16 protein-coding genes and 1 pseudogene are annotated in these 18,651 nt (G+C 47.0%); 10 read left to right on the top strand and 7 right to left on the bottom strand.

The genetic code is table 11. From position 1 onward, the window contains the following. The 4 genes from JMX92_RS12310 to JMX92_RS12325 form a co-directional block, all read left to right on the top strand. Positions 1 to 150: zinc ribbon domain-containing protein (locus tag JMX92_RS12310; protein ID WP_201545940.1), on the top strand; the 150-nt coding region annotated here is incomplete at its 5' end. A gap of 45 nt (positions 151 to 195) precedes the next feature. Then, the gene (locus JMX92_RS12315) at positions 196 to 1,074 is read left to right on the top strand and encodes a UTP--glucose-1-phosphate uridylyltransferase (protein ID WP_413786867.1); all 879 of its coding nucleotides are present in this window, start codon (positions 196 to 198) and stop codon (positions 1,072 to 1,074) included. Positions 1,075 to 1,210: 136 nt separating this feature from the next. Continuing rightward, a complete protein-coding gene (gene pgi, locus JMX92_RS12320; RefSeq protein ID WP_201545942.1) occupies positions 1,211 to 2,902 on the top strand; it encodes a glucose-6-phosphate isomerase in 1,692 nt (563 codons plus the stop codon). A 92-nt stretch (positions 2,903 to 2,994) separates the two neighbouring features. Beyond that, positions 2,995 to 4,335 carry a UDP-glucose/GDP-mannose dehydrogenase family protein gene (locus JMX92_RS12325; RefSeq protein ID WP_201545943.1) on the top strand — a complete coding sequence of 447 codons (1,341 nt, stop codon included), beginning with the start codon at positions 2,995 to 2,997 and terminating at the stop codon, positions 4,333 to 4,335. 147 nt (positions 4,336 to 4,482) lie between these two features. Here JMX92_RS12325 and JMX92_RS12330 read toward each other — a convergent pair whose 3' ends face one another. Together JMX92_RS12330 and JMX92_RS12335 are read right to left on the bottom strand one after the other, a co-directional pair. Then, a complete protein-coding gene (locus JMX92_RS12330; protein WP_201545944.1) occupies positions 4,483 to 5,946 on the bottom strand; it encodes a phosphomannomutase CpsG in 1,464 nt (487 codons plus the stop codon). A gap of 91 nt (positions 5,947 to 6,037) precedes the next feature. Further along, entirely contained in the window at positions 6,038 to 7,306 is a 1,269-nt protein-coding gene (locus JMX92_RS12335) for a nucleotide sugar dehydrogenase (RefSeq protein WP_227675371.1), read from the bottom strand. Between the two features lie 161 nt (positions 7,307 to 7,467). On the opposite strand from JMX92_RS12335, the gene mazG reads away from it, so the two are divergent. Both mazG and JMX92_RS12345 read left to right on the top strand, forming a co-directional pair. Then, on the top strand, positions 7,468 to 8,337 hold the full coding sequence (mazG, locus tag JMX92_RS12340) for a nucleoside triphosphate pyrophosphohydrolase (protein WP_227675372.1): 870 nt from the start codon (positions 7,468 to 7,470) through the stop codon (positions 8,335 to 8,337). Further along, positions 8,330 to 8,683, top strand: a complete 354-nt coding sequence (locus tag JMX92_RS12345) for a ComEA family DNA-binding protein (protein WP_227535364.1) — start codon at positions 8,330 to 8,332, stop codon at positions 8,681 to 8,683. The genes mazG and JMX92_RS12345 overlap by 8 nt, the downstream gene beginning before the upstream one ends. 103 nt (positions 8,684 to 8,786) lie before the next feature. Here the strand turns inward: JMX92_RS12345 and JMX92_RS12350 are convergent, their stop codons facing one another. The 3 genes from JMX92_RS12350 to JMX92_RS12360 form a co-directional block, all read right to left on the bottom strand. Further along, a complete protein-coding gene (locus tag JMX92_RS12350; RefSeq protein WP_201545945.1) occupies positions 8,787 to 9,317 on the bottom strand; it encodes a hypothetical protein in 531 nt (176 codons plus the stop codon). Between the two features lie 222 nt (positions 9,318 to 9,539). Next, positions 9,540 to 11,408, bottom strand: a complete 1,869-nt coding sequence (locus JMX92_RS12355) for a sodium:solute symporter family protein (RefSeq protein WP_011959568.1) — start codon at positions 11,406 to 11,408, stop codon at positions 9,540 to 9,542. A gap of 4 nt (positions 11,409 to 11,412) precedes the next feature. Then, positions 11,413 to 11,673, bottom strand: coding sequence for a DUF4212 domain-containing protein (locus JMX92_RS12360; protein WP_011959569.1), 261 nt, complete (start codon positions 11,671 to 11,673; stop codon positions 11,413 to 11,415). 618 nt (positions 11,674 to 12,291) lie between these two features. Here JMX92_RS12360 and JMX92_RS12365 point away from each other — a divergent pair. Beyond that, positions 12,292 to 13,800, top strand: a complete 1,509-nt coding sequence (locus JMX92_RS12365) for an alanine/glycine:cation symporter family protein (RefSeq protein WP_201545946.1) — start codon at positions 12,292 to 12,294, stop codon at positions 13,798 to 13,800. Positions 13,801 to 13,910: 110 nt separating this feature from the next. Here the strand turns inward: JMX92_RS12365 and JMX92_RS12370 are convergent, their stop codons facing one another. Next, entirely contained in the window at positions 13,911 to 15,578 is a 1,668-nt protein-coding gene (locus JMX92_RS12370; protein ID WP_011959571.1) for an electron transfer flavoprotein-ubiquinone oxidoreductase, read from the bottom strand. A 494-nt stretch (positions 15,579 to 16,072) separates the two neighbouring features. Between JMX92_RS12370 and JMX92_RS12375 the strand changes: the two genes are divergently transcribed. The 3 genes from JMX92_RS12375 (at position 16,073) to JMX92_RS12385 (ending at position 18,297) form a co-directional block, all read left to right on the top strand. Further along, positions 16,073 to 16,723: a DUF1285 domain-containing protein gene (locus JMX92_RS12375; RefSeq protein ID WP_201545947.1), complete on the top strand. Its 651-nt coding sequence runs from the start codon at positions 16,073 to 16,075 to the stop codon at positions 16,721 to 16,723. A 72-nt stretch (positions 16,724 to 16,795) separates the two neighbouring features. Further along, positions 16,796 to 17,818 carry a glutamate racemase gene (gene murI, locus JMX92_RS12380; RefSeq protein WP_201545949.1) on the top strand — a complete coding sequence of 341 codons (1,023 nt, stop codon included), beginning with the start codon at positions 16,796 to 16,798 and terminating at the stop codon, positions 17,816 to 17,818. Between the two features lie 188 nt (positions 17,819 to 18,006). Beyond that, a complete protein-coding gene (locus JMX92_RS12385; RefSeq protein WP_201545950.1) occupies positions 18,007 to 18,297 on the top strand; it encodes a hypothetical protein in 291 nt (96 codons plus the stop codon). 47 nt (positions 18,298 to 18,344) lie between these two features. Here the strand turns inward: JMX92_RS12385 and JMX92_RS13580 are convergent. Next, positions 18,345 to 18,651, bottom strand: a pseudogene (locus JMX92_RS13580) (DDE transposase); the annotation flags it as partial.

Here is an 18,651-nt window from a genome sequence, read left to right on the forward strand (position 1 = left end):
GATAGTAGTCCAAAAGGTAGAGCAGGTCTTGGAATAAGAGGATGGAGGTGTGCTGAGTGTGGCACATGGCATGATAGAGATATCAATGCTGCTAAGAACATCCTTGCGGTCGGGCTTGACCGTCTAGTTGTAGGAATCCCCTCGGTTTAGTGAGGGGAGGAAGTCAAAAAAAATTAAACTGATATTTTAAATTGGATGCTTATGACCACTCACGTTACTCATGCCGTTATCCCTGTTGCCGGCTTCGGTACCCGTATGTTGCCTTTATCAAAGTCTGTGCCCAAAGAGCTGCTACCACTTGGCAATCGTCCAGCCATTCATTATGTGGTAGAAGAGGCGATAGCGGCAGGGATTAAACACATCGTCTTGGTGGGCCATGCTCAAAAAAGCGCCATTGAGAACTACTTTGATGTCAATGCTGAGCTTGATAATCAATTGCGCGCTAAGGGTAAAGATGAGCTGGCCGATAGCCTAAACTGGCTGCCTGAGGATGTCTCAGTATCTGTGATTCGTCAAGGCAAGCCCTTAGGTTTGGGTCATGCGGTTTTAAAGGCGCGTCCTATTATCGGTGACAATCCTTTTGCAGTGCTGCTACCTGATGTGGTGCTAAACCCATTTACTACCAAGATGGATAAAGACAATCTGGCCTATATGATACAAGCCTTTGCGCAAACCCATCACTCACAAATCCTAGTTAGCCATGTTGCTGATGAGGATGTACAAAAATATGGCATTGCTAAGCTAAAAGATGCTGATCAATTGTCGCAGCTAACAGGAGACAAAAATGCCAATTTTGCAGTGGCAGGTTTTGTCGAAAAGCCGCAGTTAGCAGATGCTCCCTCTAATCTGGCGGTAGTGGGACGCTATGTATTTAACGCCGCTATCTTTGACTATTTGGCCAATACTCAGCCCTCTGTGGGCGGTGAGATTCAGCTAACGGACGCCATTGATGCGCTTATTAGTACTCAAGGTGTTGATGTCACAACCATGCTCGGTGATAGCTTTGATGCGGGTGATATGACCAGCTATATGCAGGCCTTTATTTACTTTGCTCAGCAGCAGCTACAAGCCTAAGCCAGTCAATCTTAAGACTTATAACGACCTAAACCTGATAAATAGCACTGTGCTAACATGACTTTAGCTGTCTATGAAGTTAGGGCTACAGACATTAAACGCTTTTTGTAACACTTAATTTTTGAGTACTCTGTTTATGGATACAACCTTGCCCAATCAGCTGCCCCAATGGCAAAGGCTTCAGCAATTAGCGCAGCAGCCTTGGTCAATCACTGAGTTATTTGCCAAAGATGCCCATAGAAGCACCAACTTTAGCCTCAGTGCTCAAGGCATGTTTTTTGATTACTCCAAGCAGTGCTTAGATGAATCGGTGAAAGCAGAGCTGTTTGAGTTGGCCAAAGCATGCCGATTGCCACAAAAGCTGGCTGCGTTATATCAAGGCGATAAGGTCAATACCAGTGAAAAACGTGCAGCCCTGCACACCGCATTGCGTCTGCCTAAGTCGGCTCGTCTAACTGTAGATGGGATGGATGTGGTGGCTGAGGTGCATGACAGTTTGGCCAAAGCAGAAGACTTGGTTGATCGCATTCGTAGCGGTCTGTGGCGTGGCTATTCGGGCAAAGCCATCACTGATGTGGTCAATATTGGGGTAGGCGGCTCAGATTTGGGTCCGGTGATGGCCAATACCGCGCTCGATGAATGGGCAGACAGTAATATTCGAGTGCACTTTGTGTCTAACATGGATGGCACGCAATTGGGCAGCCTGCTCGATAAGCTAAATCCAGAGACCACCCTGTTTATCATCTCATCTAAGTCTTTTGGTACCGTCGATACCTTATCGAATGCGCAGACGGCCCGAGCTTGGCTATTGACCACTGGTGCCAGTCCAGCTACTTTGTTGCGCCGTCATTTTATTGGGATATCGGCCAATACGGAGCGAGTAAGTGCGTGGGGGATTGCCAAAGAGCATCAATTAAAGCTTTGGGACTGGGTAGGTGGCCGCTTCTCTATGTGGTCAGCCATTGGTCTGGCTGTGGCCATCCGCATTGGGATGCCGCGATTTTATGAAATGCTGGCGGGCGCTCACGCTATGGATGAGCACTTCAAGCACGCGGACTTTGAGCATAATTTACCTGTCTTGCTGGGGCTTATCGGCGTATGGAACAGCAGCTTTTTGGGGATTAATGCCCATACTGTATTGCCTTATGATGGCCGTTTAAAATATTTTCCAAGTTACCTAACCCAGCTTGAGATGGAAAGTAACGGTAAGTCGGTTACGCATGGCGGCCAGCCTGTGCCTTACGCCACCTGTCCTATCTTGTGGGGTGAGATTGGCTCGAACGCTCAGCATGCTTTTTATCAGCTATTGCACCAAGGTACTCAAAAGGTGTCTTGTGACTTTATTGCCTGTGTTAATTACTATCAAAGTCGTGAAGCTGACGAGCTCAAAAAGCAGCATGCGTTATCTTTGGCCAACTGTCTGGCACAAAGCCGAGTACTGGCCTTTGGTAACGATGCTTTAGCGCCTAAGCCTGATCAGGTGGCCACTGAGCTTGATAAATTTAAGCGTTACCGTGGTAATCAGCCCTCGACGACGTTGCTACTCGATGAGTTGACGCCAGCCAGCTTTGGCGCCTTAATCGCGCTGTATGAGCACAAAGTATTTGTCATGGCCAGTATTTGGGACATCAACCCCTTTGATCAGTGGGGAGTGGAGATGGGCAAACAGGTGGCCAATGAGGTGTTTGCTCATATTCGCTTGGATACATCTGTGGCCTCTGACGCAGCAGCAGATGACGCTCATAAACAGGCTCAGCTTGCTGCAGAAGCCTTTGATGGCTCGACTCAAGCATTGCTGCAGCACATTAATCAGCAGTTAGACAGCTAAGCGCACAAAAGCTTGCTGTTGGCAATCACTGCTGGGCCCAATGTGCCCCACTGACTCTATTACCATTAAAAAATATTAAGGATATGCGTATCATGGCAACGTCAACTCATTCGCCTGCTGCCCCTAGCAAAGCTGTTACCGACCACTGCGTTATCGTGGGTCATTCTATCGATGCCATCACCACCGCGACAGTCATGGTCAGTCTTGGCAATCAGGTATGCCTGTATGCAGACCAACAGGCCTTGCAGCATACGCTTGATACTTACACCTTTGAGCATCAACAGCAAGCGCTATGGCAGCTGTATCTCAACCAAAACAGCATTGTTGTGCAGGACATGCCACAGCTTGCAAGCCAATTATTTAGCGATACTAAGGCCAGCTTCTACTGGCTGTTTTATGGCGATTTGCCCAGCAGCTGGCACGCTTTGGATGGGGTGCAGCAAGCATGGGTCAGTCAGCTGAATGACAGCCAAGTACCCAGTCAGACGCCGGTTATTTTCAGTGGTATCAGTACCCTAGGGGTATTTGCAAGCCTGGCCAAGCAGTGCCAAAGACCGTGGGTGTATTATGTCCCCTTTGTGTTTTTACAAGACGGCAGCGCCTATCCTTCGATGCTATCGCCAAAATTGTGGCTGATGGGAGAGAAGACTGCAGATTCTATCGATAAAGTGGCGGTGCTGCAGCCGCTAATAGCGCAGGCTCAGCAACGCTATATTAGCGATATTGCCACCATTGAGTTTTCTCGTAGTGCCATTATGAGCATGCTGGCCACCCGAGTCAGCTTTATGAATGAATGGTCGAGACTGGCCGATCAGCAGGGCGTAGATATCCTTGAGGTTGCCAATATTATGGGGTTAGATACCCGTATCGGCAGCAGCTATCTAAAAGCAGGCTGGGGCTTTGGCGGTCAAACCTTGCCGGCTGAGATTAGCGCCCTACAGCAAACCTTACAAAATACTCAGGTTGAACACCGCCTAATGCAGGCGGTCAATATCATTAATGATGACCAAAAAGAGCTGATTTTCCGTAAATTCTGGCAGCATTTTGATGGTGCCATTGAAAACAAACAGGTGAGCATATGGGGCGCAAGCTATAAAGCAGGCTCAGGGCGCACTTCCGCCTCTGCCATTCATCCGTTACTACGCTTATTGTGGTCATACAACATTACCACCCATATCTATGCGCTAGAGGCACAGTCTGAGCTGGCAAGTCTATACCCTGATCAACCGCTGTTACAGTTTATTGACTCTGCCACCGATAAGTTGGCCGATAGCGATGCGTTATTTGTGCTGTCTTGGCCAAGCACCAAGCGTCTACCTATCAGTGCCATTAATGAGGTGGTGGTGCCAGTCTTTGATGCCCAAAATGCCTTTGCAAAAACTCAAGTGGCCGCTTTAGTAGGGACGTATCAAGGAATTGGCCGCAGTAAATAACCAACCTGATTTTAACTCTATATCACTAAAAAACCCCGCGGACTTACTGTAAGTCGCGGGGTTTTAATTTACCTATCTAGCGGCTGATTGAACGGGGTAATCATTGGATGCCCTGCTAAGCAGCTAAGCAGCTAAGCAGCTAAACAGCTAAGCAACTTGAGCGCCTTGTGTGGCAAGCCACTGTTTAATCTCAGCTGTCTTCTCAGTAAGCAGTCCCTCATCACCTTTGGTTTCTATATTTAAGCGAATCAGCGGCTCTGTGTTGGAGGCACGGATATTAAAGCGCCACTGACCGAAGTCTAGGCTTAAGCCATCTAAAGTGTTCTTTTGAGGGTTTTGTCCACTAAAATATGCCTCAATGGCCTTAATGATGTCATCGCTGCCAGCTTCAGTGAGCTTAAAGTTAATCTCACCAGAGCTGGGGTAAGCATGGATACGCTCATCGACCAGCTGGCCTAGAGACTTGCCGGTGGTCGATAACAGCTCGATGGTAAGCAGCCAAGGAATCATGCCGCTGTCGCAATAAAAGAAGTCACGGAAGTAGTGGTGGGCGCTCATTTCGCCGCCATAAACTGCGCCAGACTCACGCATCACTTGCTTGATAAACGAATGGCCGGACTTACTGATGACCGCTTCACCCTTACCTTCTTCGATAAGCGCTTCGGTGTTATATAGGACACGCGGGTCATAGACGATGGCGGCACCTTGATGTTTTTGTAAAAAGGCTTGTGCCAACATACCGACCACATAGCTGCCTTCTACAAACTCGCCTTGGGCATCAAATAAAAAGCAGCGGTCAAAGTCACCATCAAAGGCAATACCTAAGTCCGCTTTATTGTCGATCACCGCTTGCTGGGTAGACTCACGGTTGGCCAAAATCATAGGATTAGGGATGCCATTAGGGAAGCTACCATCGGGTGTATGATGTACTTTGATGATTTCAATTGGGGCGTTTTTTTGCTGTAAACGCTGCTCTAATAAGTCCACGGTGGGACCTGCACTGCCATTGCCTGAGTTGATGACAATCTTTAATGGCACCAGCTTATTGGTATCGATAAAGCGCATTAAATGATCGACATAGGCGGTTTTATCAAACTTTTCTACCACTGTGCCTGCGTGAGTGGCGGCGGCAAAATCACCTTGCTCTGCTAACGCTTGAATCTCTGCTAGTCCAGAGTCGGCACTAATGGGTCTTGAGCCTTCACGCACCAGTTTTAGCCCGTTGTAGTTAATTGGGTTATGACTGGCGGTAACTTCAATGCCGCCTAAGGCATGATAGTGACTGGTGGCAAAATATACCTCTTCGGTACCGGTCATGCCCAGGTCAATGACATCGACGCCGGCATCGATGATGCCCCGAATGGTAGCCTGCTTGAGCATCTCGCTTGAGTCACGGATATCGCAGCCTATAACAATGCTGTTCTCTAAGGTGTCATTACCTTCACTGTCGGCTTTTTGACTGGCCAAAATCTGGGCAAAAGCTCGGCCGATGCGATAAGCAATGTCTTCATCAAGGTTAACGCCCAGCTCACCACGAATGTCATAAGCTTTAAACGAGGTAATAGGACGATGTGGCAGATTATCAGCAGAAATAACAGGATTTGTGGTCATTGGTGGCCTTTTTTAATCGCGTATAAAATTAGAAAACTTAATTAACTGAATCAGGGGGGCTTAATTTTTGGTCACAGAGTCGCTGCGGCGATCAACTATAGCCAAACACATCTCGTGAGTAAACCTTGTCTTTCACATCGGATAACTCATCATGCCAGCGGTTGGCAACAATCAAATCGTTTTGCTGTTTAAACTGCGCCAAATCATTGATCACTGGGCAGCCCTCAAAGCTGTTAGTTTCTAAAGCCGGCTCATAAATGCTAATGCTGACCCCATGCTGCTTTAGAGTATTGATCACATCGAGTACCGCCGAGTCTCTAAAATTATCAGCGTCTTTTTTCATACTCAGGCGATAAATACCCACTTGATTGGGGTTTTTGTCGATGATTTGACGGGCGATGAAACGTTTTCGGGTGTTGTTGGCATCGACCACAGCATGGATTAAGTTGGCAGGAATACCGGCATAATTGGCCTTTAACTGCTGGGTATCTTTGGGTAGGCAGTAGCCGCCATAGCCAAAAGAGGGGTTGTTATAATGCTGGCCAATACGTGGGTCTAAGCCGACGCCGGTGATGATGGACTGGCTGTTTAATTGATGCTTTTCAGCAAAGCTGTCTAATTCATTAAAAAACGCAATGCGGGTGGCCAGATAACTGTTGGCAAATAGCTTGACGGCTTCAGCTTCCGTCGGCGGCATCATCAGCGTCGCCACCTCAGGCGCTAGGCTGGCTTGTTGATATAAGTGCATTAAGGCTGATGCCAAATCTTGCTGCTCTAAGCTTGCGCCCACAATAATACGAGACGGATATAAATTGTCATACAGCGCTTGGCCCTCGCGCAAAAACTCCGGCATAAACAAAATTTGATTATCAAACTGCTGACGCATGTTGTCGGTAAAGCCAATCGGAATGGTTGATTTAATCACGATGGGTACCGTCGCATTTTGCTGTCTAACTGCGGCAATACTGGCTTCAACCGAGGAGGTATCAAACTTACCTGAGGCCACATCGTAGTTCGTCGGGGTGGCAATGATCACCAAATCGCAGGCTTGATAAATGCCCTGATCCTCTATCACCGCCTGCATCGTGGCAGTTAGGTTGAGCGGCTTATGTGCCAGATAATCACAAATCTCGGTGTCTTGTAGCGGTGACTGATTTTGTTGTAATAACTGTATTTTGTTTTGGTCGATATCAAACAGCATTACTTGGGTATGTAAATGAGCCTGCGCCAATAAAATAGCGTTGGATAGGCCCACATAGCCTGCACCGATGACCACAATCTTGGATAAGCCAATAGCAGCAGCGTGCGCAGATGAGGGGTGTAAATGTGAGGCAGTTTCAGGGCTGTCAGAGTTGCTCATATCTTTATTCTTGTGTGTTTTAACGTTATTGGATCTTTAATATTACAGTTTACTATATTCTGATGGGGTCATAATTACAATTTCAAAATGATACACTGCTGATATGACAAATTAAAAACGCTGCCATAAGCAGATAATATGAACAACGAGAGTCTACCCTTATGTCAAAGACACCTGATATGCACGATAAAAAAATGATAGCGCCAAAACCTGTGATGGGCGTGCCTGAGCCAACGGCCAATATACACGACTTGTTGGCTTTGATGGCTAGACTACGCGCTGATTGTCCCTGGGATATTAAGCAGACCAATCACAGCTTAATCCCTTATGCGATAGAGGAGGCGTACGAGCTGGCAGAGGCCATTCAAGAGGGCGATATTGAGGACATCAAAGGTGAGCTTGGTGATGTGCTACTGCAGGTTATTTTTCATTGCCAAATCTATGCCGAGCAGCAGCAATTCGACTTAGGTGATGTGATCTATACGCTACAAAGTAAACTGATTCGTCGCCATCCCCATGTGTTTGAGGCCGATCAACTGCCCGATGAGGCGGCAGTAAAAAAACGCTGGGATGAGATTAAGGCCATCGAGAATGCAGAGCGTGAACGCCGTGGCAAACCCAAACGAAGCCTAGATGCGGTCAAGGCGGGCAGTGCTTTAATGCAGGCGCAAAGCTTACAACAAGCGGCCAGCAAATTGGGCTTTGACTGGGAAGGAGTGGCGGGCGCAGTAGAGAAGCTGGAAGAAGAGATTAGCGAGTTAAAGCAAATTCTGCCGCAAGCCGGTGAGAGCATGGATGCAGCGCATAAGCAGGCGCTTGAAAAAGAGCTTGGCGACTGTGTGTTTGGCTTAGTCAACGTGGCGCGAAAGCTTAATTTAGATGCAGAAGCGGCCACTTTGACCTGCGTGCATAAGTTTCGCTCACGCTTTGGATTTATTGAAGCCCAGCTGGCCAAGCAAGGTAAGACAGCACAAACCAGCAGTTTAGAGGAGATGGATGCGCTATGGGAGCTGGCCAAACAGCATGAATAGGCGTACTAGCGCTTTAATTTTGGGGATGCTGTGCATGATGCAGGTGGTGTTAATGCCCGGTGCTTGGGCGCAGCAATGCTTTGCCGATGCCCATCAAGCCTATGCACATCTAATAAATGAGCAGCAAAATCAGCAATTAGCAGAGCAAAGCGTGACGGTTCATTTAAATAGTGCGACCGAAGGTGAACTGACTCAGCTCACTGGCATTGGCAGCAGTAAAGCGCAGCAAATTATCTTGTATCGAGACGCTTTTGGGCCATTTGGCTCGGTGGATGATTTGGCAAAGGTAAAAGGCATTGGGGATAAAACCGTTGCCAAAAACCGTGCCCGAATGAGTATAGAGTAGACCATGCATGGCATTCACCAGATGAGCCTTACTTATATGAGCCTGACTTATATGAGCCTGACTTATATGAGCCTGACTTATATGAGCCTGACTTATATGAGCCTTACTGGCAGACTGCCTGTAATAAGTCATCATCAGTGGCCAAAGGTTGCCATTGCAGCTGTTGAAAGTTGGTTGCAGACAAAGGAGGGGTGATGGTGACACTGGTGATGGCAGGCTGACTGCAATTGACCAGCTGCGCAATGACTTTGGTGCTGATGCGTCTTTCAAATAAGTAGATGTTGGTGCTTCTGATGTCGTCTGCACTTGATGTGATATCTGTGGCTACAGGCTTGCCTGACTCTGCGGCCATAAAGCGGATCACTTGCGGTTTTAGGTAGCTCCAAGGGCGATACCACACTTGACCTTCGACAGTTTTGACCACTTTTACCTGTGCAGGCAGTCTATCTATTTGCTGCTGTTGCCAGTGGTATTCTTGATGAATTTGAAAGCCTAACATACCGATACCAGCAAAAATGGGAATCAGCCATTTCGGGGCTTGTTTGCCAGCAAGCTTAGTCAGGTGACGTATAATCATGGCAATACCGGCCATACCAAAGCCTGCAGTTACGGTGGCAATAAATTCATAAATCATAAGCAGGGGTCCAAAATAAGTGGGTCAAAAATGGCCAGTGGCAATAAACACTCATACTAATAAATACTAGCACCAATCAATACTAGCACCAATAAACACTGGTGCTAATAAACAAAAGATGAATAAGTCGATTTATTGACCTATTCATCTTGTGTTGGTCACTCAGTGAGCCGGCCACTGAGTGCGTTTAATTTCATATAAATATACCGCGGTTGTCTAACATTAATGGTCGATAGCAGCACCAGCACCACGAGGAGAGCGCACGCTTTCTACCAATTTTTGAATGTGTACAGGAGGCGCTTGGGTCATTGATGACACTAAGAAAGCCACAACAAAGTTAATCAGCGCACCAATGGCACCAAATGACATGGGGGATACACCGAACAGCCAGTATTCTGCAGTGTCAGGAAGATTGGCGGTATGTGGAATAAAGAACCAACCTTTGTACACGAAGATATAAACTAAGGTAGTGATTAGACCTGCCAGCATCCCTGCGATAGCGCCGTAGTTGTTGATACGCTTTGAGAAAATACCCATCATCAGTGCTGGGAATAAAGACGCACCCGCGATACCAAAGGCTAATGCCACCACTTGCGCGGCAAAGCCAGGTGGGTTAATACCTAAGTAAGTTGCCACCACAATGGCCACCGCCATTGAAATACGAGCTACCAACAGCTCACCTTTATCGGTGATGTCAGGATTGAAGTTACGTTTTACCAAGTCATGGCTAATGGCAGAGGAGATGGCCAGTAACAGACCGGCGGCCGTAGATAGTGCTGCAGCCAAACCACCTGCTGCAATTAGACCAATAACCCAAGGTGGCAGATTGGCAATCTCAGGGTTGGCCAGTACTAAAATATCATTGTTCACATCAAGCTCATTGCCTTGCCAGCCGGCAGTGACAAACTTGCCTTCTAACTCGCCAGCGTGCGCGGTAGTGGCTTCTTCAACGGCGGTAGTGGCGGCAGCAACATCGCCACCTTCTGCTTGTGCTGTGGCCAGTGCCGCCTTAGCAGCGCCCAGACCTGAGTCATTATACAGCTGAATACGGCCATCGCCATTTAGGTCATTGTATTTGATAAGACCGGTCTCTTCCCAAGTCTGCATCCAGCTTGGACGCTCATCATAAGGTAGAGCAGGGGCATCAACACCTTGAGGATAGACGGTGTCCATCAGGTTCAAACGTGCCATAGCACCCACAGCAGGGGCGGTAAAATATAATAAGGCGATAAAGACCAGTGCCCAGCCTGCCGACCAACGCGCATCGGCTACTTTAGGAACGGTAAAAAAGCGAATAATAACGTGGGGCAGACCCGCGGTACCGATCATCAGTGATAAGGTGAATAACACCATATTAAGCTTGCTAGGTACATCGGCGGTATAGGCGGTAAAGCCTAAGTCTGTGACCACTTGATCAAGTTTAGTCAGTAGCGGAATGCCAGATTCAGTATGGTTTGAGAACATACCTAGACCAGGAATCGGGTTACCGGTTAATTCAAGTGAGATAAAGACAGCAGGAATGGTGTAGGCGATAATCAGTACCACGTACTGCGCCACCTGAGTGTAGGTAATGCCCTTCATACCACCTAATACAGCGTAGAAGAAAACCACAACTGCGGCGATAATAAGCCCGGTGGTATTGTCCACTTCCAAAAAGCGTGAGAAGGCAACGCCGGCACCGGTCATCTGACCGATAACATAAGTGGTAGAGGCAATAATCAAACAGGCCACAGCCACTAAAGCCGCCGTTTTTGAATAGAAGCGATCGCCGATAAAATCTGGCACGGTGTATTTACCGAATTTGCGCAAATAAGGCGCAAGTAACATGGCTAGTAACACGTAGCCGCCGGTCCAGCCCATCAGATAGGAGGAGGCACCATAACCGCCGGCTGCCAATAGGCCTGCCATAGAGATAAAAGACGCCGCACTCATCCAGTCAGCGCCCGTTGCCATACCGTTTAACACAGGGTGAACGCCACCACCGGCCACATAGAATTCTTTTGTAGAGCCTGCACGCGCCCAAATGGCAATGCCAAAGTACAACAGAAAAGAAGCCCCAACGAATATAAGATTGATAGTAAATTGGCTCATAGGGTTACTCCTCGTCTACGCCATATTGTTTGTCTAACTTATTCATACGCCAAGCGTAGAAGAAGATAAGAAGGATAAAGCATATGATTGAGCCTTGTTGTGCAAACCAAAACCCAAGATCGGCCCCGCCAAACTTAATACCGGCCAGAAGAGGACGAAATAAGATGCCGCAACCATATGAGCAAAAAGCCCAGATAAACAAACAGATGAGGATAAGACGGACGTTGGCTTTCCAATAGCCTGACGAATCTTGTGAGGGATTCATAAGACAAACTCCTTTTGTCAGTAGGGGGTGGCCCCTCTAGTGGGAGACTGCTTCCTGCAGCCTGATAGTTTCTTGTGAAAGTGTGTAAGTAACCTTTCAATTCATCTCTAAAACGACCTAAAATGTATCAGATTAGTTACAGACTCATTTTAGTTTACAGATGTAATCTTGGGATAGCAATCAACTATTTTCATATTTTGCATTTTTTAGTTAAATAATTTCACGATAAGCATCCGTTCAAAATATATATTTTATTCTTCAAAATAGCTAAGCCTTCTCAATTAAAGTTTAGTTTTTTCACAGTATTTGTTGTACTCAGCTCGACATTTTCTTAGAATGACCGGCTTGTCTGTACAAGTTGACACTTGGCTTGGCAGTCATTATCTGATTATCTAGAGATGGGGGCGTTGGCGCCAGCCCATTTGCGAGTCTTAATCGATGCAAACGGCGTCTCCACGTATCATGTATTAAAATTAAGCACACTTAATTGCTCTAAACCTTGCCTATATTGAATAAAGCTTGGTGCCTGGGTTTTGCTTGGCTTTTTAAGTATTAGAAAATCAAGCCAAAGCCAGTTGCATTAAGCACTTGGAGGGTTTAGACACAAGGAGAATTGCTATGGTGGAATCAACGAACGTCTTCGCAGAAGGCTTTAATGCGTTTGTAAATTGGGGAAATGGGATTATCTGGGGTAATGACTCTTGGCTAATCATGGACAACCCCTGGTATGGTTTATTAATTTTTATTCTAATTGGTGCCGGTATCTTTTTTACCATTGCCACCCGATTTGTACAGTTTCGTCAGTTTGGTCACATGTGGAATCTACTGCGTAGCTCAGGTCAGGGCCGTAAAGATGGGGGGATTAGCTCATTTGAAGCCTTAATGACCTCACTGGCTGCTCGTGTAGGTACGGGTAACTTAGCGGGTGTGGCCATTGCCGTCTATATCGGTGGTCCAGGTGCGGTATTTTGGATGTGGATTACTGCAATTTTGGGGATGTCGACCAGCTTTATTGAGTCGACCTTGGCGCAGGCTTATAAAGTGCCACACAATGATAATGTATACCGCGGTGGTCCAGCTTACTATATCGAAAAAGGCTTGGGTCAGCGCTGGATGGCGATCTTTTTCTCATTATGTTTGTTGGTGGCCTTTGGTCTGGCCTTCAATGGCGTACAAGCCAACACCATCGCTCAAGCCACGCATCAAGCGTTCGGTGCACCAACCTGGTTGACTGGTCTGGTATTGGTGGTATTGGTCGCGCCGGTGGTCTTCGGTGGTCTTCGTTCAGTGGCGCGTGTGGCAGGTAAAGTGGTACCAGTAATGGCCATCTTATATGTGCTATTGGCGCTGTTTATTATTGTGACTAATTTTAGTCAGTTCCCAGCTGCCATTGCCTTAATCATCAAATCTGCCTTCGGTTTAGAACAAGCCGCTGGCGGGGTACTTGGCTATGGTATCGCTCAAGCAATGATTAACGGTATCAAACGTGGTCTGTTCTCAAATGAGGCGGGTATGGGTTCTGCACCAAACGCAGCAGCAACGGCCAAGAGTCATCCTGATCACCCTGCCGTACAAGGCTTTATGCAAATGCTGGGTGTGTTTATCGATACCTTGGTTATTTGTACCGCTACCGCATCGATTATTATCTTATCGGGCGTTGTGAATGATCCCAATGTTGAGCAAGAAGGTATTAAACTCACTCAGCTGGCCTTATCTCAATATGTGGGCGACTCAGGTATTTACTTTATTGCAGTGGCTATTTTCTTCTTTGCCTTTACCTCTATCATTGCCAACTACAGCTATGGTGAGTCAAACTTAGAGTTCATATCTGGTGAAAAAAGTGCTAAGTCTGCGATTATGATTTTCCGCTTTATGGTATTGGCCATGGTATTTATTGGCTCAGTGGCCAGCTTGCCTGCCATCTGGAACTTTGCTGATTTATCTATGGGTTTAATGGCCTTAACCAACTTGGTGGCGATCATCATCTTATCACCTGTGGCACTACGCGTACTACGTGACTATGAGCGCCAGGTAAAAGAGGGCAAGACCCCTGATCAAATCACCTTTGATCCAGATCAATTTGTGAAGTTAAAAGATGAAGCCAACCGTGATGCGTGGAAGGATTAACTCATCAATTAATTAATTTACACGCTATTTTGCTACAAAAAAACCCAGTCACGTGACTGGGTTTTTTTAGCGATAGGGTAAAGCAATAGCTTATGCTTAATCCTGATGGATTACATGTTGGGGTAGTTGGGGCCACCGCCACCTTCTGGTGCGACCCAAGTGATGTTCTGTGAGGGGTCTTTGATATCACAGGTCTTACAATGCACACAGTTTTGGGCATTGATGACGAACTTAGCACCTTCAGCGTCTTTTACGATTTCATACACGCCAGCTGGGCAGTAACGCTGTGCCGGCTCAGCATAAATCGGTAAGTTGACGGTCACGGGGACCGTTGGGTCTGTCAGCTTTAAGTGGCTTGGCTGATCTTCAGCATGGTTAGTGTTTGAAATAAACACAGACGATAGCTTATCGAAAGTCAGCTTACCATCAGGCTTTGGATAATCTGGCTTATAGGCTTGTGCCGCTTTATCCAGCGCCTTGTAATCAGGGGTGGTGTCATGAACGGTAAAGGGCATTTTGCCTTTGAGTAAGTTGTGCTCAATAAAGGTGAATGCACCGCCCATAAGTGGGCCCATACGGTGAATAGCTGGCGAGAAGTTGCGCGCTTCATGGTTGTCTTGATACAACCAAGAGTCTTTGTACATCTTGCTGTAGCTGTCGACTTCATCATGCTGACGACCAGATTGAAGCGCCGCAAAAATGGCTTCAGCAGCCAACATACCTGACTTCATTGAGGTATGCGTGCCTTTAATCTTAGCAGGGTTTAAGAAGCCGGCATCATCACCGACCAAGACACCGCCTGGGAAGGTCAGCTTAGGTAATGAGTTGAGACCACCTTTGGTCAATGCACGCGCGCCATAAGACAGACGCTTACCGCCTTCTAATACCTGCTTAATCACTGGGTGTGTTTTTAGACGCTGCATCTCATCAAAGGGAGACATATAAGGGTTGTGGTAGGCCAAGTCGATCACCAAACCGAAGCTGACTTGGTTGTTCTCATCATGGTACAACCACCAGCCACCGGTAGAGCCGGTCTCAGTTAACGGCCATCCTAAGCCATGCATAACCACGCCTGGCTCATGCTTACTTGGGTCAACTTCCCAAAGCTCTTTTAGACCGATGCCATAATGCTGTGGGTCGCTGTCTTTGTCTAGGCCAAAGCGGCTAATAAGGCGCTTACCTAAATGACCACGGCAGCCTTCAGCAAAGATGGTGTATTTGGCGTTTAGCTCATAGCCTGGCTCATAGCCTGACTTGTGTGAGCCATCAGCGGCCACACCCATATCACCCGTTAATACACCACGTACTGAGCCATCATCGTTATACAAGATATCAGAGGCAGCAAAGCCTGGGAACATCATAACCTCAAGCTCTTCGGCTTGTTCGGCCAGCCAGCGTACCACGTTGCCCAATGACACAATATAGTTGCCTTCATTGTGCATAGGCGCAGGTATCAATGCGTCCGGTGTCTTGATAGATCGGGTGGCTGAATTGAGATAGTACACACGGTCTTCAGTCACTGGAACATTTAAAGGCGCGCCTTTTTCTTTCCAATCTGGGATAAGCTCGTTAATAGCACGAGGCTCAATCACAGCGCCAGATAAAGTGTGAGCACCGAACTCAGAGCCTTTTTCTACCACACAAACCATAAATTCATCTAGGCCAGCTTCAAGCGCAAGTTGACGCAGGCGAATAGCGGCAGATAGGCCAGAGGGACCACCCCCAACGATAACAACGTCAAACTCCATCGATTCACGTTCTATTTGTTCATCTTGCATTTCAGACTCCTTATAGCTGGCTCAATAATGCCAACACCAGACCCTATAGTTGGTGTGGATTATGTTAATTTAATCGCTAGCAAATGTTTGTTTGAACTCCTGTAAATATACCCAATTGTATCCCAATAAGCGACCACAGTCGGGTATAAAAATAAGTTCTTATGACTTAGGCTGGCGGAAATATAAAAAAAGGGTTGCAGTTGGTTACCCATTATAAAATAAAAGTTGGATAAAGACGACACGATTTGTGACTCAGCCGTGGTAAAGTAAATGTCGCTGTCGCCTGCATAGGCCTTGTAACAGCTGTCTGTGTCAAGCTAACGGCAGTTTGACTCATCAGTAAAATTTCATAATCTTAGTATCAAGTGAGTCAATAATACACAAATGATCAGCGCCGATAACAAAAACAGATAGCAACAACAGATAATAACTATCAGATAGCAACAACAGATAATAAATAACAGATAATAACTATCAAATAAAGGTAGCCTAATATGTCACAGTCTTGTTCCGATCCAAAAATAACGGCAAACCCAGATAACCACTCAGAGACAAACAGCACTTTAGCCAAAGCCAGTATAGACTCGCTTTCGGAGTATCTTAAACATCAAGTCACAGACCGCCGTGGCCGCTCTATTCCGCCGCTGGATAAGTGGCATCCTGAGCGTGTGGGCGAGATGGATTTGGTGATTAAAGCCAATGGGGAGTGGTGGCATGAGGGCAGCAAAATTAGCCGTCAATCCTTGGTGGACTTGTTCTCCACCGTCCTTTGGCGAGAAGGGACTGACGAAAATAGTGCGTATTATTTAAAAACTCCAGTTGAAAAACTGCGCATTAAGGTAGAAGATGTGCCTTTTTTAATCACTGAAGTCAATGTCATCGAACAAGAGGGTACTCAGACCATAGAATTTATCACCAGCACCGGCGATGTGATCCATTTAGATGAGGATCATCCCCTACAAATGGGCGAGTATCAAGGCGAGCAGCGCCCTTATATCGAGGTGCGCTTTGGCATGAAGGGTTTGCTGTCACGCACGGTGTTAATGCACCTGGTGAAATTAGGGGAGCTGACTGAGCAGGACGCTCAAACCAGCCTAATCCTACAAAGTGGTGGTAACGCTTATTCGATGACGGTCGCCAATTAACTTATGTGTACTTGGGCCGCAGTAGAGGTGACTGCAGCGGCTCAAGTGCCTTTAGCGTAGTAAGCCTAGGCCATGACAACTCAAGCTGTAGCTATCAACCAATCCCAAGATGCCAGTCAAAAAGTGGCTGCCGATGACGATAAGGCGCAGATGCCGCCTTGTGTTACTGGTCCCGCGCCCATAGGGATCTTTGACTCTGGTGTGGGCGGTTTGTCGGTGTATATGCACCTGAAGCAGGCACTGCCCCAAGAGCATTTTATTTATTATGCCGACACCTTAAATGTGCCTTATGGGCCTCGGCCAAGCAGTGAAATTCAGCAGCTAAGCCTGACGGCAGTTGACTGGCTGGTGGCTGCAGGCTGTAAGCTGGTGGTGATTGCTTGCAACAGTGCGTCGGCGCATGCGCTGCATTTGGCACGGCAAAAATACCCGCACATACCTATTGTCGGGTTGGTTCCCGCACTTAAGCCTGCCGTATTAAATAGTACCAGCAAAAATGTGGCGGTACTGGCCACCAAGGCTACCTTGGATGGGCCGCTATTAAATACGGTTATTGATGAGTATGCGCGGCCCTCGCAAGTGACCGTGATTAAATGGTTTGATCCTGAATTGGTGCCTTGGGTCGAGGCGGGCATGCCCATGGACAGTGACACGCCGATGCGATTAAAGCAGCAGCTGTATCAGTTTGCCCAGCAACAAGTTGATCATCTGGTGCTGGGCTGTACCCATTATCCATTTTTTAGAGAGTTTGTTTTAGCTGAGGTAGCCAAGCAAGGACTAGATATTAAAGTAGTCGATTCAGGTGCTGCCATTGCGGCCCGAGTTAAAGCCTTGCTGCAGCAGCAAGCGGCGGCCGAATCCAGTACTGCGCGCTTGGGCCATAAGTTTCTTTTGCCTACTCAATCTGTCCTACACAGCATGCAAGGGCTGTCTGTGGGGCATACCACACACCATCACACAGACCGTCTTAGCGATTTAGAGCCGCAACACGCGTCAAGCTTAGCGGTGCCCAAGCTGGCATTTTTCGTCTCCGACCCCAAAGCAGATTTGGCACAGGTATCAACTATGGTGCAGCGATTAATCTATCCGGTGTAAAGCGATCGTCATTTACCTTATGTTTTACCACATGCTTTACCAAACCCTCGGATTAGTAATATAAAGTATACGTGTTGTCATTGTAGTTGCGCTAAGCTTAAAGTAGAATTTCATCATATCCCATGCTAATAATATCTAAACTAATAATATCTAAAAATAAGCGACTCTCAAGGTCTAAGGACAACACTATGAGCAACCAAGATAATTTAAAAAACGAAATCGATCATCTAGAACAAGTCCTACATCAAGCAGAAGGCGGCCACACGCTAGAAGAGCAAATTGCTGATATGAAGCGCCGTGGTATTGACCCAAGCGAGAACTATAAAAAGTGGGACGATGAAGAGGAAGAGGACTGGGGAGATGCCACTTGGAAAGAAAACGGCAAGTGGGAACCCAAAACCCCAGCAGACTTAGATGAAAAAGCCCGTGAAAACTGGGATGGTGAAAACGGTAAACGGACGCCGCCGCCTATCGTTTAATCATCAACATAATTTTAAAAAAAGCCATGCAATTGCATTAATGCCAGTCAGTTAAGGCTGACTGGTATTTTTTTGGGATATTTTTGTGGTTTCCCCTTAACCACCCTCGGGCAAGATCGCTTTCTACGTTCAGGAATAACAAACAATTTTCCCTCCTCTAAAACTGCATCTAACAACTTAGGGAAGAGTCCTGCAGCCTGTAAAGGCGCAAACCGCAACAGATCAACAATCGTAATAGACGCCATATGCAAGCTAATTCGTAGAGGGCTAACCTTAGCTCTAAGAGCCATATAGCGCATCAAACGTCTTATCAGATTATAAGCAATCATAAGCCCCCAGAACTCTTGTAGAACT

Source organism: Psychrobacter sp. H7-1, assembly GCF_904846585.1.
GTDB classification, from domain to species: domain Bacteria; phylum Pseudomonadota; class Gammaproteobacteria; order Pseudomonadales; family Moraxellaceae; genus Psychrobacter; species Psychrobacter raelei.

Excerpts from the sequence above, each read along its gene's own strand:
- JMX92_RS12315 (WP_413786867.1), top strand. The coding sequence starts at position 196 with ATGCTTATGACCACTCACGTTACTCATGCCGTTATCCCTGTTGCCGGC.
- pgi (WP_201545942.1), top strand. The coding sequence starts at position 1,211 with ATGGATACAACCTTGCCCAATCAGCTGCCCCAATGGCAAAGGCTTCAG.
- JMX92_RS12325 (WP_201545943.1), top strand. The coding sequence starts at position 2,995 with ATGGCAACGTCAACTCATTCGCCTGCTGCCCCTAGCAAAGCTGTTACC.
- JMX92_RS12330 (WP_201545944.1), bottom strand. The coding sequence starts at position 5,946 with ATGACCACAAATCCTGTTATTTCTGCTGATAATCTGCCACATCGTCCT.
- JMX92_RS12335 (WP_227675371.1), bottom strand. The coding sequence starts at position 7,306 with ATGAGCAACTCTGACAGCCCTGAAACTGCCTCACATTTACACCCCTCA.
- mazG (WP_227675372.1), top strand. The coding sequence starts at position 7,468 with ATGTCAAAGACACCTGATATGCACGATAAAAAAATGATAGCGCCAAAA.
- JMX92_RS12345 (WP_227535364.1), top strand. The coding sequence starts at position 8,330 with ATGAATAGGCGTACTAGCGCTTTAATTTTGGGGATGCTGTGCATGATG.
- JMX92_RS12350 (WP_201545945.1), bottom strand. The coding sequence starts at position 9,317 with ATGATTTATGAATTTATTGCCACCGTAACTGCAGGCTTTGGTATGGCC.
- JMX92_RS12355 (WP_011959568.1), bottom strand. The coding sequence starts at position 11,408 with ATGAGCCAATTTACTATCAATCTTATATTCGTTGGGGCTTCTTTTCTG.
- JMX92_RS12360 (WP_011959569.1), bottom strand. The coding sequence starts at position 11,673 with ATGAATCCCTCACAAGATTCGTCAGGCTATTGGAAAGCCAACGTCCGT.
- JMX92_RS12365 (WP_201545946.1), top strand. The coding sequence starts at position 12,292 with ATGGTGGAATCAACGAACGTCTTCGCAGAAGGCTTTAATGCGTTTGTA.
- JMX92_RS12370 (WP_011959571.1), bottom strand. The coding sequence starts at position 15,578 with ATGCAAGATGAACAAATAGAACGTGAATCGATGGAGTTTGACGTTGTT.
- JMX92_RS12375 (WP_201545947.1), top strand. The coding sequence starts at position 16,073 with ATGTCACAGTCTTGTTCCGATCCAAAAATAACGGCAAACCCAGATAAC.
- murI (WP_201545949.1), top strand. The coding sequence starts at position 16,796 with ATGACAACTCAAGCTGTAGCTATCAACCAATCCCAAGATGCCAGTCAA.
- JMX92_RS12385 (WP_201545950.1), top strand. The coding sequence starts at position 18,007 with ATGAGCAACCAAGATAATTTAAAAAACGAAATCGATCATCTAGAACAA.